This is a genomic window from Maridesulfovibrio ferrireducens, assembly GCF_016342405.1.
Classification (GTDB): domain Bacteria; phylum Desulfobacterota; class Desulfovibrionia; order Desulfovibrionales; family Desulfovibrionaceae; genus Maridesulfovibrio; species Maridesulfovibrio ferrireducens_A.
Genome location: NZ_JAEINN010000007.1, coordinates 60,267 through 85,580 on the forward strand (window position 1 = coordinate 60,267; position 25,314 = coordinate 85,580).

Annotated in this window: 19 protein-coding genes; 9 read left to right on the plus strand and 10 right to left on the minus strand. The window is 40.6% G+C overall.

Annotated elements, in window-relative coordinates; genetic code table 11:
- Nucleotides 1-6: 6 nt before the first annotated feature.
- Complete coding sequence (hisD, locus tag JEY82_RS09185) at nt 7-1,311, minus strand: histidinol dehydrogenase (protein ID WP_304085125.1); 1,305 nt, start codon at nt 1,309-1,311, stop codon at nt 7-9.
- A 201-nt stretch (nt 1,312-1,512) separates the two neighbouring features.
- Nucleotides 1,513-2,922, minus strand: a complete 1,410-nt coding sequence (locus JEY82_RS09190; protein ID WP_304085126.1) for an outer membrane homotrimeric porin — start codon at nt 2,920-2,922, stop codon at nt 1,513-1,515.
- 303 nt (nt 2,923-3,225) lie between these two features.
- Between JEY82_RS09190 and uvrC the strand changes: the two genes are divergently transcribed.
- Nucleotides 3,226-5,031 carry an excinuclease ABC subunit UvrC gene (gene uvrC / locus JEY82_RS09195; protein WP_304085127.1) on the plus strand — a complete coding sequence of 602 codons (1,806 nt, stop codon included), beginning with the start codon at nt 3,226-3,228 and terminating at the stop codon, nt 5,029-5,031.
- Nucleotides 5,032-5,101: 70 nt separating this feature from the next.
- On the opposite strand, the gene JEY82_RS09200 is transcribed toward uvrC, so the two are convergent.
- Together JEY82_RS09200 and JEY82_RS09205 are read right to left on the minus strand one after the other, a co-directional pair.
- Complete coding sequence (locus JEY82_RS09200) at nt 5,102-5,791, minus strand: metal-dependent hydrolase (protein ID WP_304085128.1); 690 nt, start codon at nt 5,789-5,791, stop codon at nt 5,102-5,104.
- A 2-nt stretch (nt 5,792-5,793) separates the two neighbouring features.
- The gene (locus JEY82_RS09205) at nt 5,794-6,372 is read right to left on the minus strand and encodes a UbiX family flavin prenyltransferase (protein WP_304085129.1); all 579 of its coding nucleotides are present in this window, start codon (nt 6,370-6,372) and stop codon (nt 5,794-5,796) included.
- 286 nt (nt 6,373-6,658) lie between these two features.
- Here JEY82_RS09205 and purT point away from each other — a divergent pair, with 286 nt between their 5' ends.
- From purT to JEY82_RS09230, 5 genes are all read left to right on the plus strand, one after another.
- Nucleotides 6,659-7,840: a formate-dependent phosphoribosylglycinamide formyltransferase gene (gene purT / locus JEY82_RS09210; protein ID WP_304085130.1), complete on the plus strand. Its 1,182-nt coding sequence runs from the start codon at nt 6,659-6,661 to the stop codon at nt 7,838-7,840.
- 396 nt (nt 7,841-8,236) lie between these two features.
- Nucleotides 8,237-9,541 (plus strand): Na+/H+ antiporter NhaC family protein, encoded by a 1,305-nt coding sequence (locus tag JEY82_RS09215; RefSeq protein WP_304085131.1) that lies wholly within the window; start codon nt 8,237-8,239, stop codon nt 9,539-9,541.
- Nucleotides 9,542-9,752: 211 nt separating this feature from the next.
- On the plus strand, nt 9,753-10,952 hold the full coding sequence (locus JEY82_RS09220; RefSeq protein ID WP_304085132.1) for a hypothetical protein: 1,200 nt from the start codon (nt 9,753-9,755) through the stop codon (nt 10,950-10,952).
- A 334-nt stretch (nt 10,953-11,286) separates the two neighbouring features.
- The gene (locus tag JEY82_RS09225; RefSeq protein ID WP_304085133.1) at nt 11,287-13,152 is read left to right on the plus strand and encodes an RHS repeat domain-containing protein; all 1,866 of its coding nucleotides are present in this window, start codon (nt 11,287-11,289) and stop codon (nt 13,150-13,152) included.
- A gap of 52 nt (nt 13,153-13,204) precedes the next feature.
- Nucleotides 13,205-13,768, plus strand: coding sequence for a hypothetical protein (locus tag JEY82_RS09230; RefSeq protein ID WP_304085134.1), 564 nt, complete (start codon nt 13,205-13,207; stop codon nt 13,766-13,768).
- A 194-nt stretch (nt 13,769-13,962) separates the two neighbouring features.
- Here JEY82_RS09230 and JEY82_RS09235 read toward each other — a convergent pair whose 3' ends face one another.
- The 6 genes from JEY82_RS09235 to JEY82_RS09260 all read right to left on the minus strand — a co-directional run bounded on the left by JEY82_RS09235 (nt 13,963) and on the right by JEY82_RS09260 (nt 21,935).
- A complete protein-coding gene (locus tag JEY82_RS09235; protein WP_304085135.1) occupies nt 13,963-14,388 on the minus strand; it encodes a cytochrome c3 family protein in 426 nt (141 codons plus the stop codon).
- Nucleotides 14,389-14,412: 24 nt separating this feature from the next.
- Nucleotides 14,413-15,168: a 4Fe-4S dicluster domain-containing protein gene (locus JEY82_RS09240; RefSeq protein WP_304085136.1), complete on the minus strand. Its 756-nt coding sequence runs from the start codon at nt 15,166-15,168 to the stop codon at nt 14,413-14,415.
- On the minus strand, nt 15,168-18,227 hold the full coding sequence (gene fdnG / locus JEY82_RS09245) for a formate dehydrogenase-N subunit alpha (RefSeq protein WP_304085137.1): 3,060 nt from the start codon (nt 18,225-18,227) through the stop codon (nt 15,168-15,170). Before fdnG ends, JEY82_RS09240 begins: the two co-directional genes overlap by 1 nt.
- A gap of 26 nt (nt 18,228-18,253) precedes the next feature.
- Entirely contained in the window at nt 18,254-18,493 is a 240-nt protein-coding gene (locus JEY82_RS09250; RefSeq protein WP_139167353.1) for a hypothetical protein, read from the minus strand.
- A gap of 559 nt (nt 18,494-19,052) precedes the next feature.
- Entirely contained in the window at nt 19,053-20,114 is a 1,062-nt protein-coding gene (gene gcvT / locus JEY82_RS09255) for a glycine cleavage system aminomethyltransferase GcvT (protein ID WP_304085138.1), read from the minus strand.
- Nucleotides 20,115-20,189: 75 nt separating this feature from the next.
- Complete coding sequence (locus JEY82_RS09260; protein ID WP_304085139.1) at nt 20,190-21,935, minus strand: hypothetical protein; 1,746 nt, start codon at nt 21,933-21,935, stop codon at nt 20,190-20,192.
- A 498-nt stretch (nt 21,936-22,433) separates the two neighbouring features.
- Here JEY82_RS09260 and JEY82_RS09265 point away from each other — a divergent pair, with 498 nt between their 5' ends.
- Genes JEY82_RS09265 through JEY82_RS09275 form a run of 3 tightly spaced genes read left to right on the plus strand, consistent with a single transcriptional unit; the run spans nt 22,434 to nt 25,311 of the window.
- A complete protein-coding gene (locus tag JEY82_RS09265) occupies nt 22,434-23,459 on the plus strand; it encodes a GAF domain-containing protein (RefSeq protein WP_304085140.1) in 1,026 nt (341 codons plus the stop codon).
- Nucleotides 23,460-23,485: 26 nt separating this feature from the next.
- Nucleotides 23,486-24,511: a rod shape-determining protein gene (locus JEY82_RS09270; RefSeq protein WP_092161379.1), complete on the plus strand. Its 1,026-nt coding sequence runs from the start codon at nt 23,486-23,488 to the stop codon at nt 24,509-24,511.
- A gap of 23 nt (nt 24,512-24,534) precedes the next feature.
- A complete protein-coding gene (locus tag JEY82_RS09275; protein WP_304085141.1) occupies nt 24,535-25,311 on the plus strand; it encodes an inositol monophosphatase family protein in 777 nt (258 codons plus the stop codon).
- Nucleotides 25,312-25,314: the final 3 nt, after the last annotated feature.

Genomic DNA, 25,314 nt, shown 5'->3' on the forward strand with positions numbered 1-25,314 from the left:
TACCTCTTATTTGTAGCGAGATTCAATGGAACGGGCATGAGCTTCAAGCCCTTCAAGTCTAGCCAATCTGGCAATTTTTGCGCCGTGTCTGGAAATATAATTCTGATCGGTATAAATCAGACTGGATTTTTTACAAAAAGTTTCAACGGAAAGAGCAGATGAAAATCTGGCTGTACCAACTGTGGGTAATACATGATTTGGTCCGGCAAAGTAATCACCAATAGGTTCAGGGGTGTGATGTCCCATGAAAATTGCACCGGCATGTTTAATGAGTCCTATTGCACCCCAAGGATCTTCAAATGCCAGTTCAAGATGTTCAGGAGCCATGTTATTTACGAAATTTATTCCGGTATTTCTGTCCGGAACTTCAACGATAGCTCCCCATGAATTAAGTGATTGAAGAGCTATTTCGCCTCTAGGCAGTTTTTTTGCCTGTGTTCTTAGTTCTTCTTTAACTTTACTACCTAGGTTTTTATCCCATGTTATCAAAATAGATGCGGCTAGAGGATCATGTTCTGCCTGAGAAAGCATATCCGCGGCAATCCAAACAGGATCAGCTGTGTCATCGGCAAGTATTGCGATTTCACTTGGTCCGGCGATCATGTCGATTCCAACTTCTCCGACGAGCTGTCCTTTGGCTGTTGCAACAAAAATATTGCCCGGTCCGGCAATCACGTCGCAAGGCTTAATGGTTTGTGTTCCATATGCAAGAGCGCCGATGGCCCATGCTGACCCACTTGCGTAAATTTCGTTTATTCCGAGTTCTTGAGCTGTAGCCAGAATGTATGGATTCAGTGTTCCGTCTTTTCTCGGAGGAGAAATAACCGCTATCTGTTTAACTCCGGCAACCTGTGCAGGAACTGCATTCATAATCATGCTGGAGATAAGGGGTGTTTCACCGCCTTGACCACCGGGAACGTATAAACCTACCCGGTCTACAGGCCTTACCAACTGACCGAGAATTGTTCCGTCTTTGTCAGTTGTCCACCATGACTGTTGGACTTGTCTGCGATGGAAATTTTTTACATTGCGGATTGATTCTTCAATTATCTCGAGATCTTCACTTTTTACTTCTGTATATGCAACGCTTCGATTGTCTTCAGAAACTTTGAGCATATCCTGATTGAATCCGGGACAGTCGAATTTTTGAGTATATTTAATTAAAGCCTGATCGCCTTCTGATTTAACAGCTTCAAGTATTTCTCTGACGATTCCGTCTACTTTTTGATCAGGGTTTTTGCGTAAGTCCAGCCATTTTTTAACTTCAGGCCACGAGTCTTGGCCTGAGTATTCTATGTCCTTGCAAGGCATTGAAATATCCTTAACTTGAAGAGTGTGAATAGGTGTTTGTTTTTACCGAAAAGTACTAATTCTGATGTAATTATTCATTATCTTAATGCGATTCAAAAGTCGAGCATAATAGAATGGCGAGTATATAACAATAAAAAAGGGCCGGAAGATAACTTCCGGCCCCGGTGTCAGGACTAATTGTTGGAAAGGGTCTAAGAATTCTTAGAATTCGTAAACAAGGCCAACTGCGAACTTAAGTGCTGGATCATCTTTACCTGCACGAGCTACGCCGTCTGTGCCTTTGTAATTTTCCCATGTTCCTTTATCAAGGTTCATGTCGATGTAACCGAATTCAACGATAGCAGCCAGTTCGTCGTAGATCTGGTAGTTAGTGTTGAAGTCAATTTCGAAAGCACTATCTTTTGTTGTCAAGAAGCGACCGTCAGCTGCAATGCTAGTCAGTCCAGCTGCGCCAGCATTTTTGATGAGGTCCTTGTCGTTAGTACCTTTGATGTACAAGAAGTGAACGTCATGAGTCAGTTTGTCGAGGAAAGAGATTCCTTCGAAAGAAAGACCTGCTGTCCAGAAACCCTGCTGCTGAGCATTGTCAAGGTCAGAGGAAAACAAAGCAGATCCACCGAAGTAGTAAGTACCGAAAGCGAAGTCATTTTCAATTGTTGGAAGACGTTCGGAACCGTTATCAGTTTTGTCATCTTCACCAGTGGTGTAAGCGAAAACAAACTTAGGTTTTACGAAGTCAAATCCTGTGTAAGCAAGAGACATGTCTGCACCAAAACCGGAACGGTCATTGGCTTTGATGTCGCCATCAACGCTACCATAAACAAGGTCAGCCTTGAATACGATAGGATCAAACATGGTAAGAGCGAAAGAAGTACCAGCCCACCATGCAGTTATGTTTTTAGTAAAAGCAGTTACCACAGGAGCGGTAAGACCAGCTCCAGCATCATTACCAATAGCAGCATTTCTACCTAGAAGGCCATATGCGAAATATGGAGTAGCTTCAAGGCCATCAATGGTGATTGGAAGAGCTGCGTAGAATACATCAAACTCGTCCTGCCAGTTGCTTGCTGTTGTAGGGGTCACAGCTGCGTCAATATCATTGTTGTCTCTGTAGCGAAGGAATGCTGCTGCTATACCAATCTGGTCTGTGATAGGAGACTGGATGATGATCTGATCGCCGTCAGTACCAGCAAGAACCATATTACCTGCTGCTGCGCCAGGTAGGTCAAGATTTGTTCTACCAGCTGTTACGAGTACTTCTGTTTCTGGAAAACGGTACTGAAGAAAAGCACGTTTTACAGAAAGTTCATTACCACCTAAAGTGGAACCACTGTTAGCACCATTTGTACCAAAGCGAGTTTTGTACTGTAAGTACAATTCACCCATCAAGTTTTCGTTTGCAATGAAACGGAACTGTGTACGAGCACGGAAGTAGAAGTTTAAGTCATCTTCCTGATCACCATTATGTTTAGCAGAGAGGAAATCACTGTTATCCATAATATTAGCCTGAACCTGGATTTTACCTTTAGCTTCCAGGTCTACCGCAGAAGCGGTACCAGCCATTCCGAGCACCAAAGTGGCGAGGATGGCGAGAGTTACCAAACGTTTCATAATTGTATTCCTTCTTTTGCTGAATGAATGAAGTTAATGCACAATTGCCTGACACCTACCTTCAGGAACAGTTCTATCGCTTCACAAAACTAATGGCAAGACTAAAATTACATTTTTTTGACTAAAGTTAAAATTTTTTTACCGTACAAAATTTTATACTATTTAAAGCTCTGCAAAAAATAGAAAATTTCTAGACATTTAATATAGAGCTGTTAGTCCTTTATTGACAAGGGTCTTGGCTGTGGATAGTTCTGAATAAGGGTTTTAAGAGGAAGTATAAAAAATTATACAGGGCTGGTGAATATGGAGTTTGAGTTTATAAGTGTCGATTATCCGACATCTCCCGGTGTGTATCTGATGAAAGATTCCACTAGTCTTATTATATATGTAGGGAAAGCTCGAAATTTACGTAAACGTCTTGCTTCCTACTTTCGTTCAGTTCAAAAACATACTCCCAAAACTAAAATTTTGGTTTCAAAGATAGCGTCCATTGATATTCTTGTTACTGCTACAGAAAAGGAGGCTCTCCTTTTGGAGGCAAGCCTGATCAAGAAGCATAGGCCACGTTACAATGTGGTTTTGCGGGATGATAAGCAATACGTTCTTTTTCAGCTTGATAAACGTTCCGAGTATCCCCGTTTACGTTTAACCAGAAAAGTCGTGCGTGACGGATCTGTTTATTTCGGTCCATATACTTCCAGTTTTTTCGCGCGGGAAACATGGAAAATTCTTGGCAAAGTGTTTCAACTTCGCAAATGTTCTGATTCTGCTTTTAAAAATAGAGTCAGGCCTTGTTTGTATTATGACATCGGGCAGTGTTTAGGGCCTTGTGTTAATTTTGTTCCGAGAGTTCAATACATGGAGCTGGTTAAAAAAGTTGAAATGCTTCTATCCGGTAAAGCAGGTGACCTGATTACAGATTTACGGCATGAAATGGAGAAGGCTTCTTTGGAACTTGCTTATGAACAGGCGGCCAAAGTTCGTGACCAGATTACGGCAATCAGTAAAACAATCGAAAAACAGGCAGTTGTCCTTAATGATAGAGCTGATATTGATGTAATCGCCCTTGCTGAATCTTCACGGGGAATAGGGCTGGGGTTGCTTTTTATTAGACAGGGACGTTTGCTGGATAAAAAAGATTTTTTTTGGCCCGGGTTGAGCCTCGAAGATGGCGATGAAATTTTACACAGTTTTATTTCGCAGTTCTATTCTTCCACAAAATTTATTCCACCCAAAATTTTAGTGCCGTTTGAATTTGATATGTATAGCGCCTCAGAAATTCTTACCGAACGTAGCAAGTCTGTGGTGCGTATTTCCACTCCTCAAACAAGTGAGGAAAAACGGTTACTTGATATTGCCCGGAAAAATGCATCTATAGGTGCAAAAGAAAAAAGTAATGAGGATATTCTGGATATTCTAGCAGCGAAATTAAATCTTCCTGCTCCGCCTCAGCGTATTGAATGCATTGATGCTTCTCATCTTGGCGGTGAAGGAATGCGTGTCGGAATGGTTGTTTACGAGCAGGGTAAACCTGAAAAGTCACAATACCGGGCCTACACATTTCCGGAGCTTGAGCATTCATCAGATGACTATGCCGCTCTTTATCATTGGGTTTTAAAACGGATTGAATCCGGTGCGCCATGGGCTGATCTTATTTTGATTGATGGTGGTAAAGGACAGCTTTCATCGGTTGAAAAAGCTTTTTCTGAGAATTGGCAGGACTCTGCGCCTATTCCGGCTCTGGCTTCAATAGCAAAAGGTCCAACCAGAAAGGCTGGAGAACTTGAAGATAGAATCTTTACACCCGGACGAAAAAATCATCTGCCCTTAAAAGGCGGTAGTCCGGCTTTATTGTATTTACAAAGATTGCGAGATGAAGCTCATAGGTTTGTAATTGGAAAACAGCGAAAATCCCGCAAGAAAAAAGCACTGCAAAGCGAAGTGCTGAGTTTGCCGGGGATCGGTCCCAAAACAGCGCGGTTGCTTTGGGACCAATATGGTTCTGTTCAAAAAATGAAAGGAGCAACAGCTGAGGAACTTTCAAAAGTTCCGGGAATCGGCAAGGTCCGTGCAAAGCAAATTTATAATTCTTTTAAGGATCTTGAATAAAAATTAAGTAAGTTGGCTTTGTTCATATTTAATAATTAAAAGGTTCCTAAGCCGCCGGAGGCATGTTTTATTAAGCTTTAATTTCTGTCTCTTCACCTAAAACAATTTCTATAACTTTGCATTCAGGCGCAGTTTTGGCTGTTTCTGCTACAAAATTTGATGTATTCTGCTCTAAAATTGAGAAAGTTCCCCAGTGCATAGGTATTGCGTAACGACATCCGAGTAATTTGCAGGCATATGCTGCATCTTTGGAATCCATTGTGAACCATCCACCGGTGGGGAGTACTGCAACATCAATGTCATTCATTTTTCCGAATAGTTCCATACTTGAGAATAGTCCGGTATCTCCAGCGAAATAAACGCAGAAATCATCATCGTATGTTAAAATGTATCCAGCCGGGGCACCTTCGGTTGATGAGTGCATGGCTTGAACCATTTTAATTTTTACGCCTGCAACTTCAACTGTTCCACCAATATTCATACCGATGATTTTATCTGCACTTACCCCTTGCGCGATCATGCTTTCTACAAAATCGAAGATGCAGACGAGGGTCGCACCTGTGGCGCAACAGATTTCAGCAGCCTGTCCGACATGATCCCCGTGATCATGGGTGACCAGAACAACATCAGCCGCTGTGATTGAATTCCATGAAACCGGAGCTTTCGGATTACCTTCGAAAAAAGGATCAATAATTATTGTTTTATCGCCGGATTTGATCTTGAAATTTGAATGTCCGTTCCATGTAAAAAAATGATTCATAATTATCTCCGTGAATTTTGATCCCAACGTTTATATAAATTGTGCGGAAGGTTAAGTTGTTCAAGAATTCTTCCAGCCATGTGAGCTGCAAGATCATTAATACTTTCAGGGCTGTGATAAAAACCGGGAGAAGCCGGCATTACGGTTCCTCCCGCTAAAGTGACAGTTTCCATATTTCTGATATGTATCAAATTTAACGGTGTTTCGCGTGTAACCATAATCAGTTTGCGGCGTTCTTTTAGGGAAACGTCAGCAGCTCTGTGAATTAAATTAGACCCCAGTCCTTGTGCCACTGCCGCTAAGGACGCCATTGAACAGGGGCATATGATCATGCCGTCATGCTTCCATGAACCGCTGGCAGGCGGGGCTGATATAAGGTTTTGCGGGTACACGAAATCAGCGTGATCAGTAAGGTTGTCGGGGTTAAAGTCTGTCTCAAGTTCCATCACTTTAAGTGAAGCATCAGATAGAATAAGATGTAGCTCGACATCTTCCATTTTTCCTAGCTCATGGGCTAGAATTACAGAATAAATTGTTCCGCTTGCTCCGGTAACAGCAAGGATAATTCTTTTTTTGTCCATAGTTAGGGGCCTAAATCCTTCCATATTGTGTCTTTTTTGATCTTGTTTTGTTGATATAATTGATTGTTGATTGAAAAGCAGTTTGAAACTCTTTTGTAATTAAATAAACTACAACAGGGTGCAGGCGTTGACAAGACTTGCCTGTGAAGGTTTATTTTATTTCAATAATTATTTTATATATTCCTAATTTCTTGAGTTTTGAACTGTCATATGAGAGTAGAAACAAATCTTAACCCGATACTTGAAGAAAGTACGTATACAATTTTTACCCGACGGAGATAATGCAATGGTAACTCTTGGAACAGCCGGAACAAGTTCTGCCCGTAAAATGATGCTTCTAGGCGGCGGAGAGCTTGGCAAAGAAGTAGTAATCGAAGCACAGCGTTTAGGTGTAGAGGTTATTGTCGTAGACAGATATGAGAATACTCCTGCTATGCAGGTTGCACATCGCAGCTATGTTATCTCTATGCTCGATGCCGCGGAATTGCGCAGAGTTGTTGAAACAGAGAAACCTGACTTCATCGTGCCGGAGATTGAAGCCATTGCAACAGAGACTCTTTTAGAACTTGAAAGTGAAGGGTTCACAGTTATCCCGACCGCCAGAGCAGCCAGACTGACTATGGACCGTGAAGGTATTCGTAGACTAGCCGCTGAAGAGGTCGGTTTGAAGACTTCTCCGTATAAATTTGCAGACACTAAAGAAGAATATCTCGCTGCTGTTAAAGAAATCGGCATTCCCTGCGTAATTAAGCCTGTTATGAGTTCATCAGGAAAAGGGCAGAGTACTGTTAAAACCGAAAACGATATTGATCATTCATGGGAATATTCTCAGTCGGGCGGCAGAACCGGTGAAGGGCGTATTATCGTAGAAAAGTTCGTTGAATTTGATTATGAAATTACTTTGCTGACCGTTCGTCATAAAGGCGGAACTTCTTACTGCGCTCCAATTGGACACAGGCAGGAAGACGGTGATTACCGTGAATCATGGCAGCCACAGCCTATGACTGAAACCGCCCTTAAGAAAGCTGAAGAATACGCTTTCAAAATTACTGACGCTCTTGGCGGCAGAGGCATTTTCGGAGTGGAGCTTTTTATTAAAGGTGAAGAAATTTATTTCAGCGAAGTTTCACCTCGTCCTCACGATACAGGCCTTGTAACGGTTATATCTCAGGATCTCAGTGAGTTTGCTTTACATGTGCGCGCAATACTTGGCCTGCCTGTTCCTGCGATTCGTCAGTACGGTCCAGCCGCTTCAAGTGTTATTCTTTCAAACGGTAAGTCAACTTCACCTTCTTTTGCGAATATTGATAAAGCTCTTGAAGAGCCTGACACAAAGGTTTTGATTTTCGGGAAAGGTGAATGCAACGGTGTTCGTCGTCTCGGCGTTGCCTTGGCTTTGGGAAAAGATGTGGAAGACGCCAAAGAACGCGCGATTAAAGCATCTTCAGCTGTTGAAGTTTCTTACTAAAAAGATAGATATATTGAACTGTTGAATTGAAAGTTGAGTGGATGTTTTTTTTAAATAGTCTCTTTACAAATGAACAAGATAGATGAGCAGCCTCTTGCGTATTATATAATATGTAAGAGGCTGCTCTTTTTGAATATTATTTTAGCTTTGTTGATATTGACAAGTCCGTTCTAAAAGAGGCATTTGTTTTCCCTTAGTTGCTTAAAAAGGTAAATTAATAATGAGTAATCACTTTTTATAAGTAGAAAATGATTACTTTCTACTTTTTCCTTAGGATCAGTTCTTTATCAATCTAATGTGTTTATGAAAATTTGAATAAAATTATTAGCTTTGAATTTATTAAGTAAATAGGCCGGCCGTTTGTTTACTTAATTTTTTTAGAAAGGATAAGTTGTTATGAAACATGAAGCTAACGGTTGGGCTTTAGCCCCTCTTGCCTTATTTCTAGTGATATTTCTCGGAACAGGTTTCTCCCTTACTATGAACGGAGCAAACATGGCGTTCTATCAGCTCTCCGCCACTGTTGCGATTCTTCCGGCCATTGCATGGGCTATTTGGATGGGAAAGGGTAAGATAAAGGAAAAGATAAATGTTTTCTTAAGTGGTTCTGGAGAATCCGGTATCATTACAATGTGTATGATTTATCTGCTGGCTGGTGGATTTGCCTCGGTGGCAAAGTCTATCGGCGGAGTTGAATCTACTGTTAACCTTGGTTTGTCGATTGTTCCGGCTTCAATGGTTCTTCCCGGTTTGTTTATTATTGCGGCATTCATTGCAACTGCTATGGGAACTTCAATGGGAACCATTGCAGCGATTGCTCCGATTGCTGTCGGGGTTGCAGGCAAAACCGACATTTCTTCAGCTTTGCTTATGGGAGCGGTTGTCGGTGGTGCAATGTTCGGAGACAATCTATCCATGATTTCTGATACGACTATTGCAGCCACCCGTACTCAGGGTTGTGAGATGGGCGATAAATTCAAAATGAATTTTCTGATTGCGATTCCTGCGGCGCTCGTTACGGTAATCATATTATATATAGTAGGTGAAGGCGGTCAGGTCTTGCATGAAGGAACATACAGTCTGCTTAAGGTTCTGCCATATTTAATTATTCTTGTGATGGCAGTTATCGGAGTTAATGTGTTTATTGTTCTTGGTTCAGGGATTGTATTTACGGGAATTGTCGGCTTACTCTCTATGGCTGATTTCAGTATTCTCAAGTTTTCACAGGATATTTATACCGGTTTTACCGGAATGCAAGAGATCTTAGTTCTTTCTCTGTTAATTGGCGGACTTGGTGAATTGATCAAGTATCATGGTGGAATTACTTATATTATCAATTTTATCGGCAAGTTGACTCGCGGCACCAAATCGACTCGAGCAGGTGAGTTTAGTATTGGTGCGTTGTCGGTTTTTTCTGATTTATGTACTGCAAATAATACTGTAGCCATCATTTTGACTGGCGGAATGGCTAAAGAAATTGCAAAGAGTCACAACGTTGATCCTCGTCGCAGTGCCAGTCTTTTGGATATTTTTTCCTGTGTTATTCAGGGTTTGATTCCTTACGGAGCGCAAATTCTGCTTGCAGGTTCTATCTCACAGCTGTCACCGCTCGAAATTATTGGAAACATGTATTATTGTTATATACTGGCATTTGTCGCGGTAATCAGCATTATCACCGGATTTCCACGGGCTAAGCGATAACCTTAATTTAAATGTGTTTATCACCCCCGTAGCTCTTTTGAGTTGCGGGGGGTTTCTTTTTTGAGCTGAACACTTTTTCAAAAAAACTTCCACAAACCGCTAAACTGATGATAACTAGAGAGTATCTATATTGCTCTAGCATTGTAATTAATTTTATTTAGAAAAGGAGCTTTATTCACAAACAAGGTTAAACTTGTTTAAGGAGGTTTATATGACAAAAGTTTGCTCTCGCCGTAGTTTTTTTCTTAAATTAATTTTCGCAATTTCTGTGCTCGTCGTTTTGCTGGGTTTTGTGTTGAAACCTGTTCCTGCTTTTTCGCGAACTTTGAAAGTGATGGTAGTTCCGGATAGAAGCCAATCTCAGATGCAACCTGCCATTTTTTATGCGTTTAAAACTTCTACGCATCGATCAATGGTTGAAAAAAAACTGGATATGAAGTTTACAATTTTCAATCCTTATTTAACGAAAGAGGTTACAGGCCGTCAAAAGGCGATTCTCATAAATTTGGAAGCCGGACGCGATTCTGTCGTTAAGGCGAAAAATAAACTCAAAAAAGGCGAAAAACTTTTTGATGTAATTATGGCTGGCATAAAAGCTGATCCAAAATCACCGCTAGCTAAAGCTCATGCTGAAATTTCTGATATGATGAAGGATTATTGTCTGTTGGTTGTAGAATCTACGGGACTAACTGTTTTACATCCTATTTTTTATAATCCTGAAGTGAAGAAGCTTGAAGTCGGGTATGCAGTAAGTGAAGATGTAAACGATACCCTTTATGGTTTATTCTTCATTGATGCGGCCTTGAATCAGAAAAAGCCGATTTATGGAACCTGTCATGGCGCTCAATTAGGATATTTGTACGCTGGCGGAGGATTGATCAGACTTTTCCCACCTGAAACAGATTGGAAAGTTAAACCCTTATATGCGCGTAACAATCCTTATGGCGGACCAACCGAAGTGTGGACCATTGATCAAATGTTGAACTCACGTAACCTTGAAGATCGCACTGAATATTCTATGATTAAATATCCTTTGCCTGAAATGTTTGGCAAAGGCGGAGCAGTTGGTAAAGCATATGTTAATAAGGACTTGAATCACACTCTGGGAATGACCGAGCCAGTGCCTGTAATTGATGATTTTTCGGTAATTTCTTTTCATCCGCTTAGTTTGAAGAAGGGGGAAGCCGATTCTTATGAAATTAAGGGCGCTGTTCCCGACTATCCGCAGGTGAAGGATGCTAATCGGGAAGTTTTTAATAAGGCTCTCAGGCGGGGAGTGATTGTTGATCTGTTTAAGTACAAGACGTTGCTGGGATTTCAGTATCATCCGCAATATACTTATGATTATTTACAAACTTCAGCTATTTTTGATTATTTAGTTAAGCAGGCCGCTGAGTATAAAAGTGAATAGTAAGTAATTAGTGTTTATCTTTTTATTTTGGGCCAGCCTCGTTTGAGGCTGGCCTTTTTTTGTGAATGTTGGGCATATTTTTTAATGTTGTTTGATAATACAAAATTATCTCTTTTTACGTCATTCTCTGGCAAATATTGTCGCATGTATATTTTATCCTATTGTTAGTTGAAGTGGTGAATTCACTCAAAATAATGATTTTGAGTGAATTTGTTTGTTAACCATAATGATAGGATTTTTTATGAACACTCAGAATGATTACATTTTATAAAGAAAGAGAAGAGCGGACTTAACTCCTGCATTAAAAATGTATGGTGAAAAGGATTCGCCAGAAATGCAACTCGATAACATGTGGGAAGTCGTCTCTCGTTCATCTGGAGCAAAGTTACAGGTTATGGAACCGGATTTTTCGGACTTTTCAGCTTCGGATCGTATGTATTCTTCCATGATGAAGCCGGAGGTGAAGACTCAATGGGATCAGAAGAACCGTGAGTGGACGCAACTAAAGGAAAGGTTTCAATTGATTAAGCGTCATGCTCATGCTCGGTTTATGTTTGAAAATCCTAATCTGAAATTGGCGCGGGACTTGGCCGAAACAGATTACGGAAAAGAACTGATTGCCGATTTTGGGCAGAGACGAAATCAGAATGTGCGGCAACAGCAGGATTCAGCTTCTCAGCAAATACAACTCCAAACCGGAACAGGGGCGGATCTTCATGATGAATTTGAACGTGACGGGGTAGATTATAATCCAGACGATAGTATTCAAGTTATTCCTTTTGTCGTACCCGGAGCAAAAGCTCCTTATGCTGTATTGGTAACCGCTCGTGATGATGACGGTAGAATTATTGAGAAGCAGCTTAATCTAGGGGATAGTTACCATAATGTTCAATATGAATATGACGCTGGTGGTAGGTTGAGTCGCGTTATTAGCGAAGGCAAGGTTCTCGAGCATTATCAATATGGTAAAAATGGTGAACGGGTTACATCCGAAACTGTTAATACAGGGTTTCGTCAATATAAGTACGATAAAGATTTAAGACTCATTCAAGCTTGTAATGTCACGTATGTATATAATCGTTATGGTAGTTTGTCTGAAAAGAAGGACAGAGGGCTGGTTACGAAGTATGAATATTTTCCAAAAGGCCAGATTTCTAAAGTTTTTTTGCCAGATGGACGCAAAATTGAGTATCACTGCGATTTACGTGGTGTTCGTGTCGCTAAGTCTATTAATGGTAAGATCGTAGAGAAATATTTTTGGAAGGATTTTACTACATTGGATTCTGTTATAGATGGTAGTGGAAAGAACCGACTCTTTTTTAGTCGTGATAAAAAAAATGGTCAGTTTGTTGTGACCATCAATAGCGTCGTCTACTACCTTGCCTCGGATCAGGTCGGCTCTGTTTATATGTTTGCAGACAAAGACGGAAATGAGCTAAAGAAGATCATATTTGATTCATTTGGTAATAAGTTTGTCGATACCCGTGAGTGTGTTGAGATTCCGCTAGGCTTCGCTGGTGGATTATTTGATAAAGATACAGGCCTTATTCATTTCGGATTTCGTGAGTATGATCCAGAGATTGGACGTTTCACAGCACAAGACCCTTTGGGGTTTGGTGGCGGGGATGTAGATGTTTATGGGTATTGTTTGGATGATCCGATTAATGCCGTGGACTCATCTGGGTTAATGGGATCATTTGGTGGTTTTTTTAGAGAAAGGCATGATCTCAAAACATATTATGTTTGGAAGGCTAATGAAGTTGCTTGTGATGCTTGCACAAAGAAAAACGGTGAAATTTCAGAAACTCCAACAATGGTACGTCCACATCCTAATTGTAAGTGTCGTCAAGTTAAATGCGAAGAATGGACTGAGTATTCTGATTGGGAATTTATAAAAGAAATAAAAACAATCAGTTATAAAGTTTATTCACAATTTAATTCTTTTACTGGAATTTATGGGACTGCAAATTGGCAGAAATATTATATTGCAGAAGAAAAAAGAGTCAAGATTAAGGTTCGACAACTTGATGGTAAAAAAGAGTTCATATCGGAAACAGCAGAATATGGAAAAAATCGTAAAAGCGAAGTTAAATCTACGTGGGCAAAAAGAGTCTTTACTGGGCGTGATATTGAGAACGGTGATATGGGGTATTCTACTAATCCGTGGACTGGCGAGACCTTATGGTTTCCTCTTAATTAGTTTTATATTGATTTCTTCTACAGTCCTTTCTGCATGCCAACATAAGAAAGAAATGGATACTACCCTTTTCTTAGGTCCACCATTAGGGGAAACAATCCTTTTAGAAGATGGCGAGGGGGCTGTTACGAGGCGAACTTGCACAGCGATATCAGAAGAAGGGGTTTATTCTATTGAAGAAAGAACACGTTTTTTGACTGGCAACGTAACGGAAGAGAATATAGCTAAAAATAAACTCTCTGAGAAAGTTGTACGTATTATAAGAGGGGAAGAAGATCTCGTTAATAACTATACGTTGCAAGCTAAAGATGGTAAAATTATTCTTCATAATACAACTTTTGATAAGACTGACATCATGCTTGATTTTACAAGTAGAAAATGGGTTATCTATGGTCGATCCACTCATGGTAAGATTAAAATGGAGTGCCGAATTGTAAGGGAAAAAGAAGATTTTATACGTGGTAAAAAACGTAAGCTTATATATGTAGAAATGTATAGTAAGCTTAATAATGAGCCTTTTGTGGATGCTTATACTATAGCTTCAGGTTTAGGCATTATTTATAGTGAATCAGTTTCATACGGTAAGACTTTTGTTTTATATTCTTTAAAGGATAAATGATTTGTGTTCGTGGGCTGGTTTTTTTCTTTAGTGTAGTGTTCTAATTTTTATCATAAGAAGATGTGGCCGGGTAATTTTAAATCCCGGTATCTTGCTTCAAATACAGAAAGCCCGTCTACACTAAGTGCAGACGGGCTTTCATGTGGAGTGCTACGGATCTTAACGATCTGTTGCAATTTTAGACTGTAACTCGGTTACTTGATTCCATCCGGATGACATGAGGAAGCTGTACATCCGGTCATTTCTGGATCATTTCCGAATTCTTTAATGTGACAGGATACGCATGAAGGGCGTTTTTCGTTGTTACGCTTTATATGCATTGCCTTAAAGTAAGACTTGTAACCTTTTGCCGGGACTGGTTCAAAATTGTTGTGGCAAGTTGCACAACTTGTTGGAACCTTGGATTTTCTAAGAGCATGGTGACAATCAACACATTCATAATTTTCATGACTTGAGTGATTGAACGCAACTCCGAGATCGTCTTTGCTGTTACCTTTGATGAAATTAATCATAATTTCATCTTCAGGAGCTTCAAAACCCGCTTTGTCGTCAGCGTTAGCCGCGATAGTTAAAACCGTCATGCCTATACAGAGCAGGCACACGATAAATAAGTTTTTCATTTTATTTCCTTTTTGTGTGTCTGTTTAGGCTTTATTCTTTTTGCCGAGAGCCGCTGTCAAAAATCCGCGGCGCGAGCTTTTTGTCGGAGCAGGGCCGTTAGCCATTAAAGTATTACGCTGATCTGCTGAAGCCAGAAGATTTTCGTGATAGCTATCCGGTGCTGATTCGCACAGGTAGATAACGCGGACATCTTCAGGATCAGCAAGGTAAGCTTTCGGCTTAGTTTTTTTGACTTCTGCCAGACGTTTATTTGCAAGATCGAGCATTTCTTCACGGTCACCAAAATTCATGGTGCCGGTAGGACAGCTCTGTACGCAGGCGGGAAGCATTCCCATCTGAACGCGGTCTATGCACATGTCACATTTATTCCAAATACCTGTTTCAGGGTCTTGGCGTGGAACATTGTAAGGACAGAGTTCCCAGCTTTCAACTTTTCCGACTTTGGTTTTGGCTTTGTCAGTCATGATAACTGCGCCGGTTTCCGGGTCCTGAACAACTCCGCCGGGAGCATACATGTTAACCGTGTATTTACAAGGCGGCTCAATGCAATGTCTGCACTGTTCTGGGAAGAAGAACCAGTTCAGTTTATTTTTGTCGTCTTCCACTTCATTAAAGCGCACGAGACGAAGGGTTTTAGAAGATAGATCCTGCGGGTTTTGGTGAGACCCCATATTGCGGGTCTTTTCAGCAGGGAGTTTTTTCCACTGCTTACATGCCACCTGGCAACCGCGGCAGGCGGTACAAAGGGTGAGGTCTACAAAAAAACTTTTACCATTCATTATTTGTCACCCTCCTTCCACTTGCGCAGATTAACCATAAAGGCTTTATATTCAGGAATACCAGTATTCGGATCACCAACATTCGGAGTAACAATATTAGCAGAGTCACCACCGTTGAGAGGTGCTACCCAGCCGTAATGCCAAGGCATTCCGACCATATGAACTTGTTGCCCCTGAATCAGGTAAGGGCTGATTCGTTTAGTAACGATTGCAATTGCCCAGAGTGAACCACGAACACTTTCTATGGTAACTTTTTCGCCATTTTCGATTCCGCGGAGTTCAGCCAGTTCGGGACTGATTTCTACAAACATCTGCGGTTCCGCTTCAACCAACCATGACTGCCAACGGGTCATTGAACCTGTCTGCCAATGTTCGGTCACACGATAAGTGGTTCCGACAAATGGGTAGCGTGGATCACAAACAGCTTTTTCTTCGCTCTTAACCTGTATAGCGGTCGGGCTGTGCAAGCGTTTTGAGAATGGGTGATCTGAGACCGGACATTCGAGCGGTTCATAATATTCAGGCAATGGTCCATCTGCGCGACCGGGACCGAATAGCTGACCGAAGCCGTTTTTACGCATAATGAATGGGTGTTTGGTTCCGGGCTTCCATCCGCCATCAGGAACATCACCGACCCATTTGCTTCCGTTCCATGCAATAACAGCTTTATCCGGATTCCAAGGGTTACCCTGATTATCTACAGAAGCGCGGTTATAGAGAATACGGCGGTTAACAGGCCAACACCATGTCCAGTTCGGGAACAATCCGATCTTTGCCTGCTCTTTGGTCTGAGTAGCATCATGACGTTCAGATTTGTTCACGTCATCGGATACTGAGTTACAATACAGCCAGTTACCGGAAGTAGTGGAACCGTCATCCTGCAAGTAAGCAAAGCTTGGAACCTGCTGACCTTTTTTAAAGGTTTTACCCTTTACGACAGTATCTCTTGTGAACCAGCCGTTAGCAAGTTTCGCTGTCTGCTGAGCGCTGAATTCGTAATGTCCTTTTTCGTTCTTTTCACACATATTATTAAAGCTGAGATGTGTGATCGGTTCAGGATATGCGCCGCCTTCAGTTTCATAAAGATGAGCAAGCTCTTCCCAGATTTCATGGAAGTAGTGACCGTCAGTCTTTACATCACCGAATGTGTCAGGGCCTTGATAGCGCCACTGCATCCAACGACCGGAGTTGGAAACTGATCCTTCTTTTTCGATTGCGGAAGCGCAAGGAATAAAGAAAGTTTCAGTTTTGACTTTTTTAGGATCCATGTCCGGACCTTTCCAGAAGTCACTTGTTTCACAACGGAAGAGGTTGACGTTGACCATCCAGTCTAGTTTGGTGAGAGCTTTACGAGTTTTGACTGAGTCAGGACTTGAGCAAGCTGGGTTCATACCCCATATAAGACCACCGGTGAATCCACCTTCGTACATTCTGTCGATTAGTGGAATCCATGAGTAAACACTGGCTTTGTGCGAATCAAGACGTGGAAGATAATTATAAGATTCCGCCGGAGTATCATCAGAATACATAGCCTTCAGAAGACTGGCGGAATATTTTGGATAATGCTGCCACCAGTTGGCACTTTCAGGGTCGGTGCTGACTGGAGTATATGTCTTATTGTACTGATCGAGAGTATCTTGACCTGCGAGCGGAGTTTTAAGATATCCGGGAAGGATATGGTAAAGCAGTGCATAGTCTGTTGAACCCTGAACGTTACACTCACCGCGAAGTGCGTTAACACCACCGCCGGCAATACCGATGTTACCGAGCATGAGCTGAATCATTGCCATGGAACGAATGTTCTGAACCCCAACTGAATGCTGAGTCCAACCCATTGCGTACATGATTGTTCCGGCTTTGCCTTTTACTCCGGTCGCTGTGTATGTCTTGTAAAGCAGTTCCAAATCTTCGGTGGAAACACCGGATATGGAGGATACTTTTTCAGGAGTATAACGTGCGTAATGCTTTTTAAGAATCTGAAATACACATTGAGGATCTTTCAGGCTCTTATCTTGTTTTGGAATACCCTTGTCGTCCAGCTCAAAAGCCCATTTGGACTTGTCATATGAGTTAGTTTCAGGATCGAATCCACTGAATAAGCCGTCTTTGAATCCGTAATCTTTACCAACAATAAAAGAGGCGTTGGTATAGTTGATCATGTATTCTTGGAAGTACTTTTTATTCTTGATAATGTAATTGATCATGCCGCCGAGGACAGCAATATCAGTACCTGAGCGTAAAGCAATATATGCATCAGATCTAGCTGATGTACGTGTGAAGCGTGGGTCGACATGAATAATCTTGCCGCCGCGCTGCTGTGCTTTTACAGCCCACTTAAAGGAAATAGGATGGTTTTCGGCAGCGTTACTGCCCATTATCAAAATACAATCACTGTTTTGTAAATCATTCCAGTGATTTGTCATCGCACCGCGCCCGAACGACTCTACCAGAGCCGCAACTGTTGCGCTGTGTCAGATCCTTGCCTGATGTTCAACATAGACCAGACCTAAAGAACGCATGAAGCTGTGCATTGCATAACATTCTTCATTGTCCAGCGCAGCTGAACCAAGAGAAGCGATTCCCATGGTACGGTTGACAGTCTGACCTTTATCGTTCTTTTCCTGAAAAGATTTGTCGCGGGAATCTTTGATAAGACGGGCAATGCGTTTTTTACAGAAGTCCCAGTCTTTTTCTACGAATTCTTCGGCGAAAGGAGCGCGATACAGAAATTTTCCGGGACGGTCCGGGTTTTCTGTCATTTGAATTGAGCTTGCGCCCTTGGCACAGAGAGCGCCTTCATTGATAGGATGATCTGGGTTACCTTCAACGTTGACCGCACGTTTGGTCTCGAGGGAGGTGTTTACTAACAGACCACAACCGACTGAACAGAAAGCACAGACTGAAGTTGTTTGCTTGGTCCATTTCGGATCAAGAGCTTTGGCCCGATCAACTGCCGGAGCCGCAAATGCCTTACTGAGTCCGCCGAATGCGGGCGCTGCAGCAAGCCCGGCGGCTGCAACAGTAGTAAGTTTCACAAAATCTCTACGATTAATTCTCATCATCGCTCCTTAAAATTTTGTTTGAGTTATCTTCCGCGAATTTCTCGCCCAAGAGTCAAAAGCAAATCGTATCCGGATAAACCGGCAAAAACAGGGCTGTCTGCAATGTCCCCAAACACTGGAGGTAATGAAGAATATGAAGAGTAACATATACTCATTTCCTCGGCAGCAGCAGCGCAAGTTTCCAGAGAAATGCCAAGACCATTAAAGGGCAATTGAAACGCCATGACCTCAATTGATTTGTTAGAACCATTCAGAATTTTCATGAATTCATTCATCTCTGATCAGATCTATTAAGGTTAAGAGTTATTAAGTCTTCAATTGTCATTTAAAAACTGTACAGTTAGCAAAAAGTTAATAATTATAGCTCGTTCAAGAAAAATTAATGATATTCAAATACAAATAATGAATTCATCTAAACTCAAACTATACACATAGATAAGAATTTAAAAAAAAAACTTGCTTGTTGTGCGACTGACACAACTGCAAGTTTTGATTATTAAGAGTATAGCACAGGATGCTATTTTATAAGTAGCCAGTATTTAACGTTTTATCTCTTTAAATGTAGTGAAAAAGGTGTGAAGTGTATAAATTTGTAAATAAAATCAAAAGAGAGTAAAAATGTCTTTATTTTACGTAACATGCTCATATTGTTGTATAATATGCTGAAAAGAGAGGTTCTTTTCTTATTATTTCATTTTCGACATAATAAGATTAAATCATATATATGTAGTTTTATTTTCTACACAAATTAATGAAGAAGCTCCCGCAAATATAAATATTTACGGGAGCTTTGATGAAGATTTAAAACCGTCTGGTTATCGGCTAATCAAATTTCTTGCGCGCTGTTCCTTCTTTATAGAAGGGCAGTTCACCTTTCATAGCTTTCAGGTCAGCTCGTGCTCCTTTGACAAGAAATTCTGTGGACTCTGCAGCATCTGCTTGAACATAAGCAAGAGCAATTGAATATCTCAGCGTGGGTGAGAACGAGCCACTTGTGACAACTCCGATTTCTTTACCGTTGAGCAGAACTTTGTCTCCATGACGAGCTGAACGACGGCTTTTGATAGTTAAAGGAATTAATATCTCTTTAACATCTGTGAATGCATCGTCGGCTAATACAAAGGAATAACCGCCTTCGCGAGGATTGTGCTTTGTATCCAAATCCTGGCCGTATAGTGGATATCCAAGTTCAAGGCGTAAAGTATCACGAGCGCCGAGTCCTATAGGTTCAACTTTATCGTCAGCAATCAATTTTTCCCAAAGTGTAATAGCTTTGTCGGAAGGGAGATAGAATTCATATCCCAGTTCTCCGGTATAACCCGTACGGCTGATTATTAGTTTATAGCCGTCAAATTCAGTCTGCTCAAAATTAAAATATTTAAGATGTTTGAAATCTCTACCGAGTACTTTTTCCAGAACTTCAAGAGCGAGAGGACCTTGTAAATCTATTTTGGCAGTTTCGTAAGATACATTTTCGAAATTAATACCGTCTGGGAGATGACTGTCGATCCAGTTAAAGTCATTTTCTTCGCATGCTCCGTTAATAACGAGCATGTAAGAATCTTCGGCAAGGCAGTAGATAATCAAATCATCAAGCACACCGCCTTCATCGTTAGGCAAAAAACCATAGCGACATTTACCGGGGGCGAGTGTATCCAGATTTTGCGTAACCAATTTATTAAGTGCGTCTTTGGTTCCTTTTCCGGAGATTAAGAATTCACCCATATGACTGATATCAAAGATACCTGCTTTTTCGCGGGTATGTTTGTGCTCAATAATAATACCTTCATATTGAACAGGCATTTCAAAGCCGGCGAACGGAACCAGTTTAGCTCCATTTTCGCGATGCCATTCAGTAAGAGGGGTCGTGCGTAAAGATGACAAATTATCCTCCGATTCAAAACTGATAGTTTATTTATATAGGCTGAAAAAACAGTCTATGTGTTTTTATGTATGAAATTAAAACATTCCGCTTACAGCTGCACCATCTTCATATTTGGTACGGCTTTTACGAATTGATTTAAATTCATCTAAAAGCACAACAAGGCGTCCATAATATTTTTTTACTTTAAGTCCATATTCGGTAAGCTCTTCATCCTGGCGGCAAATATAATTGCGTCTAAGATAAGGATCATTTAATACCCTTTCGCCAATACTGAGCGTGGTCGCTACAAGTTTGTCGAAATAGTTAACTATTTCAAATTTAAGATCATTCATAATTCCGGTCATTTCTTGAAGCATTTCCAAGTAGGAAATTTTTTTGCCACGGAACATTCTATCTTTAAGATCTTCAAGTATTTTCAGTTTTCTAGCCTGCTGGATGTAACTATATTTGGACCAAACCTCTTGATACAGATCAGAAAGGTCATTGAACGGTTCATAGTTGTCTGGCGCAAGCAGGTAACTGTCCAATACTTTAACGACACCTGAATAAAACTCTTCTGAATAACCTACAATTCTGCGTTGGTGCTTAGAAAGCCATGCGAAAAGAAATTTTAAACGCCGTTCATGAGTTTCAGTATCCTGAATGAGTTCATTTCGCTTATAAACGATATTTCCCGCGTATTCACCACGTACAATATCGTTAAGCAGCAAAGTCATGCTACTGGCATCTTTGATTATATTAAAGCGTGTTGAACATTCACCCGTCAAAGGGTGGATAACTTCTTGTTTGTAAACAGACAGGGCACGATCTTCACGAACGTTTTCCATATTAAATTTGTGCTGACGGTATCTTACTTTTAAAATAACCACACGTTTTTTTACATCAACAAGAAATCCGCCTTTTTTTAGCTCGGCTAAAGTTTCTTTGTTGTCGCGGCTGACTTGTACCAGAGCTATTTTTTCAACTCGTGGATAATGTTTTGCTTTTGGATGCGAGAATAGAGATGTTATGGTTCTATCAGATTGTCCGAGAACCCTTACCATGAATTTTTCACTCATTCTAAAAAGACGGCGGGCGAAAAGAGCTGAGGAAGTTCTTCGCTCAGATACGATTGGAAAACCGTGTAATTCCATTAAAAATGTATAAACAAAAAGCCTGTTTAATTCGTAGAGACGGTTGTCGCCGGGTTTAAATTTACCGATTTTAATTCCGAATCTTTTAAGTTCAGTATCTAAATCTGAAGGCAGTGATCCGAACACACCTGAAAGATAAAATTTTCCGGACTCATCCTGTGCCATAACATGAGCGCGTTCAATTTCAAGAAGGTGCGGAAGGATTTTTCCGTAAGTTTCAATGTCGGAAATGTCAGCGGATCCGTATTCGCTTAGAAAATCTTTGTGGGATCTTTTAGGAAGTCTGCTTTCGAATGTTTCAATATTGCTTTTGAGAATCGAATTAAAAAGAGGGCACGATTTCGAGTCTTTCGAATTTTTGTTAAGAGCCGGGCTGTGCAATATGTCAAATTGGAAAATTTCTTGAAAAAAATTAATCGGGCGTTCAAGCGCAACCATACTGAAGCCTGGCAATTTTTTATATTCATATAAATCTACTTCAAAAGAAGGAAGTAATTCTCGTGCGTCAACAAGGGGATAGGATTCTAGTTGTTCGAAATAAGGGCGCAGAAGGCAGTTTTTTATGTGAACATGGTCAAGGTAAAGTCTAAGCCCATCAAGTGACTTAAGGTCATAGAGTTCACCTTCATTGCGGGCTGTCGCTTCGGGGTTTTCCCCCATATATTTGGAAAAAGCTTTCTGCCACATAAATAAACCCTGCAAAGATCGAAGGTTTGAAAACTTAATCCGTACCGATTTTAAATCGTATTTTTAATCATTAAAAAAGGAAACGAAATCTTTATAAATATACTTATGGCATTATGAATATATCGAACTGTAATGAATTACAATGAATTTTTTCTAGATTTTGTATAGAAATTAGATTTAGGAAAACCTATGCTTATTGACCGCCATGATTCTTTCAAATAAGAATAGATCGGATTTGATTTAAAAACAAAATAATGTATTAGAAAGTTATATAAAGGATTGAATACTGTGAGATCTGATAAATGTAATAATGTAGAGGAAGAGGCTTTTAAATGTCCGTGTACTTATACAGGATGCTCCAGGCACGGTATTTGTTGCGAATGTTTGCATTATCATCGCGGAAAGGATCAGTTGCCAGCGTGTTATTTTACAGCTGAACAAGAAAAAACTTATAATAGAAATATAGATTTTTTTATCGAATGCAGGGATAAATAGACAATGCCTAGAAATGAAATTTTGATAAATATTCTTAGCATTGTCTGCAATGTCTTTGAAGCACATACCGTTGTTTTATATTTGCCTGACGGACAGCATGGATATAGTCTTTCGAATTTTTTCAGTCTTGGAGACGATGTAAAACCTATCGGAAGTCCGCTACAGATAAAAAGTCTGTCTGGAATAGTTCTTAGTAAAAGTGAACCGCTATTTATAAATAATATGGATAGAAAAGGCGCGACTCCGCTTGGTTATTACGATTCAAAGGAAGACGGACGAATTAAAGCTTTCATGGGGACTCCGCTTGATAAAGCTCTCGGAGTTATCTGTTTGGACAGCAAGCGGACATATTCATTCAGTACTAAAGATTTAAAAATTCTTTCTCAATTCGGTAAAATGATTACATCGATACTTACTTGTATCAGTTCTGCAGATGCCGAAGGGAAAAAAAATGAATACTTTTTGACCTTGAAACTGCTTCATGACCTTCGTAAAAGACAGCCTAAATGGGATGCTTTTCTTGATAATCTTTTAGACATAACGGCTGCAGCAAGTGGTTATTCTTATGTTTTTCTGACTGTTATCGACCAAAGAGGAACCTCCTTTTATGTAGAAGGGGAGAATAAGGCTATACTCCAAAAAGGCGACTCTAAGTCTATTGCTTTTCCACTTGGAAGCGGTCTTGTCGGCTGGGTTTACAAAAATCAGGAATCTATTTTCATTGACGAAAACAGTCAGGGGCAGGCATGCTCAGGTGTGCTTGGGGCCAGTGCAGCTACTCAGGAATTTTTAAGTGTAATTTGTCTTCCGCTTGTTTTTCAGAAGAAAACAAGAGGGGTTTTAGTTCTTGCGAATAATGAACCTTTAAAGATATCTGAAGATCTGAAAGATTTTTTGTTTATGGTTTCTGAATATTTGACGCAATTTCTCGAGAATCTTTTTTTAAAGAGCAGACTTGCGGAAGCAAGGACAGCTTTGCAGAAGGTAACCCCTGCAAAGAGTAACCCGGTTCTGATAAATGATAATTAACCCCTTCACGTAAGAGGCTATAATATATGTTATGGGCTAGATTAATGAGCTTTCTGGGTAAAGATCTTGCCATGGACCTTGGTACCGCTAATACTTTGCTTTACACTCCTAAAGACGGAATTGTTCTAAATGAACCGTCCGTTGTTGCTCTTGATGCTCGTGATGAGTCAGTTATTGCCGTGGGCAAAGAAGCCAAAGAGTATCTTGGAAGAACTCCGGATAAAATTAAAGCTATTCGCCCGATGAAAGACGGGGTTATTGCTGATTTTGAAGTTACCAAAAAAATGATTTCTTTCTTTATTCAGAAAGTTATCAGTAAGCGTAATCTTGTTAAGCCAAAGATAATTATTTGTGTTCCTACCGGAATTACTCAAGTTGAAAAACGTGCAGTTATTGAATCGGGACAACAGGCCGGAGCTCGTGAAGTTCGTTTGATTGAAGAGCCTATGGCTGCTGCTATCGGAGCCGGGCTTAACATTCATGATCCGGAAGGTAATATGGTTGTTGATATCGGTGGCGGAACGACTGAAGTTGCCGTTATTACGCTGTCTTCCATCGCTCACAGCCAGTCCGTACGGGTTGCGGGTGACGAAATGAATTTAGCTATTATGCGTTATGTTCAAGATGAATTTAAATTGTTAATCGGTGAAAATACTGCGGAACGAGCTAAAATAACTATCGGTTCTGCTATTGAATTGCCGGAAATTTTGACAATGACAATTTCAGGTAGAAATTTAATAGACGGAAAGCCTAAAGCTATTGAAATTACTGATGCCCATATTAGGGAAGCAATCGCTGATCCGGTTGCCGCGATTGTCAGATCTGTTCGGGTTGCTCTTGAAAATACTCAGCCTGAACTTGTTAGCGATATTGCCACAAACGGACTGCTTTTGGCTGGAGGGGGCGCACTTTTAAAGGGACTTGATATCCTGATAAACCGTGAAACTTCTCTTAAGGTTATTATTGATAGCGATCCACTGACCACGGTTGTCAGAGGAACCGGTTTAAGCCTCCAAAGAGATAAAGGCTTTGAAAAAGTCTATATTAATTAAATTTTATACCCCAATTTTATTATATGAATTCTATCCTTAAAAAAGCATCCTGTGTTGTTCTTGAAGCTGGTAATATTATCAAAGAAGGGTGGAAAAAACCTAAAAACATAAAGCACAAAGGCCGTATTGATCTTGTTACTGAGACTGATTTGGCGGTAGAGCTTTTTCTTAAAGAAGAGCTTTCAAAAATACTTCCGGGATCTTCTTTTTTAGCAGAAGAAACCGCTGGAAATGCTGAGCTTGTTGACCGGACATGGATAATTGATCCGCTTGATGGAACAACTAATTTTGCTCATGGATTACCCATGGTTGCAACTTCTGTTGCTTTATGGATTGATAATTCTATAGCTCTCGGGATAATTAACCTGCCGATTTTGAATGAAATTTTTACGACAATTAAAGGTGGCGGGGCTTTTATGAATGGTGAGACTATTCATGTTTCAGATTGTGCGAGCATGGAAGATTCTCTCATAGCAACAGGTTTTCCGTACGCCATAGAAGACCATGTCGACTTCATTACTAAAGCTTTGAATAAAGTTCTTATGAATACTCAGGGAGTACGCAGGCCGGGAGCTGCCGCTTTGGATCTGGCATATCTGGCATGCGGTAGATATGATGGTTTTTATGAAAATGCGCTGAGACCGTGGGATACAGCAGCCGGATGGCTGCTTGTTGAAGAGGCTGGCGGAACAGTCTCAGATTATAATAACGGTGAGTTCAATCTTTTTTCACCCGGTATTCTTGCCACCAATTCCAAGCTTCATGATTCGCTTGGAAATATTTTGAGATCTTGTTTATAGCTC

Bases quoted from the DNA above. Each gene is read 5' to 3' on its own strand.
- hisD (WP_304085125.1), bottom strand. From the start codon at position 1,311: ATGCCTTGCAAGGACATAGAATACTCAGGCCAAGACTCGTGGCCTGAA.
- JEY82_RS09190 (WP_304085126.1), bottom strand. From the start codon at position 2,922: ATGAAACGTTTGGTAACTCTCGCCATCCTCGCCACTTTGGTGCTCGGA.
- uvrC (WP_304085127.1), top strand. From the start codon at position 3,226: ATGGAGTTTGAGTTTATAAGTGTCGATTATCCGACATCTCCCGGTGTG.
- JEY82_RS09200 (WP_304085128.1), bottom strand. From the start codon at position 5,791: ATGAATCATTTTTTTACATGGAACGGACATTCAAATTTCAAGATCAAA.
- JEY82_RS09205 (WP_304085129.1), bottom strand. From the start codon at position 6,372: ATGGACAAAAAAAGAATTATCCTTGCTGTTACCGGAGCAAGCGGAACA.
- purT (WP_304085130.1), top strand. From the start codon at position 6,659: ATGGTAACTCTTGGAACAGCCGGAACAAGTTCTGCCCGTAAAATGATG.
- JEY82_RS09215 (WP_304085131.1), top strand. From the start codon at position 8,237: ATGAAACATGAAGCTAACGGTTGGGCTTTAGCCCCTCTTGCCTTATTT.
- JEY82_RS09220 (WP_304085132.1), top strand. From the start codon at position 9,753: ATGACAAAAGTTTGCTCTCGCCGTAGTTTTTTTCTTAAATTAATTTTC.
- JEY82_RS09225 (WP_304085133.1), top strand. From the start codon at position 11,287: ATGCAACTCGATAACATGTGGGAAGTCGTCTCTCGTTCATCTGGAGCA.
- JEY82_RS09230 (WP_304085134.1), top strand. From the start codon at position 13,205: ATGGATACTACCCTTTTCTTAGGTCCACCATTAGGGGAAACAATCCTT.
- JEY82_RS09235 (WP_304085135.1), bottom strand. From the start codon at position 14,388: ATGAAAAACTTATTTATCGTGTGCCTGCTCTGTATAGGCATGACGGTT.
- JEY82_RS09240 (WP_304085136.1), bottom strand. From the start codon at position 15,168: ATGAATGGTAAAAGTTTTTTTGTAGACCTCACCCTTTGTACCGCCTGC.
- JEY82_RS09250 (WP_139167353.1), bottom strand. From the start codon at position 18,493: ATGAAAATTCTGAATGGTTCTAACAAATCAATTGAGGTCATGGCGTTT.
- JEY82_RS09260 (WP_304085139.1), bottom strand. From the start codon at position 21,935: ATGTGGCAGAAAGCTTTTTCCAAATATATGGGGGAAAACCCCGAAGCG.
- JEY82_RS09265 (WP_304085140.1), top strand. From the start codon at position 22,434: ATGCCTAGAAATGAAATTTTGATAAATATTCTTAGCATTGTCTGCAAT.
- JEY82_RS09270 (WP_092161379.1), top strand. From the start codon at position 23,486: ATGTTATGGGCTAGATTAATGAGCTTTCTGGGTAAAGATCTTGCCATG.
- JEY82_RS09275 (WP_304085141.1), top strand. From the start codon at position 24,535: ATGAATTCTATCCTTAAAAAAGCATCCTGTGTTGTTCTTGAAGCTGGT.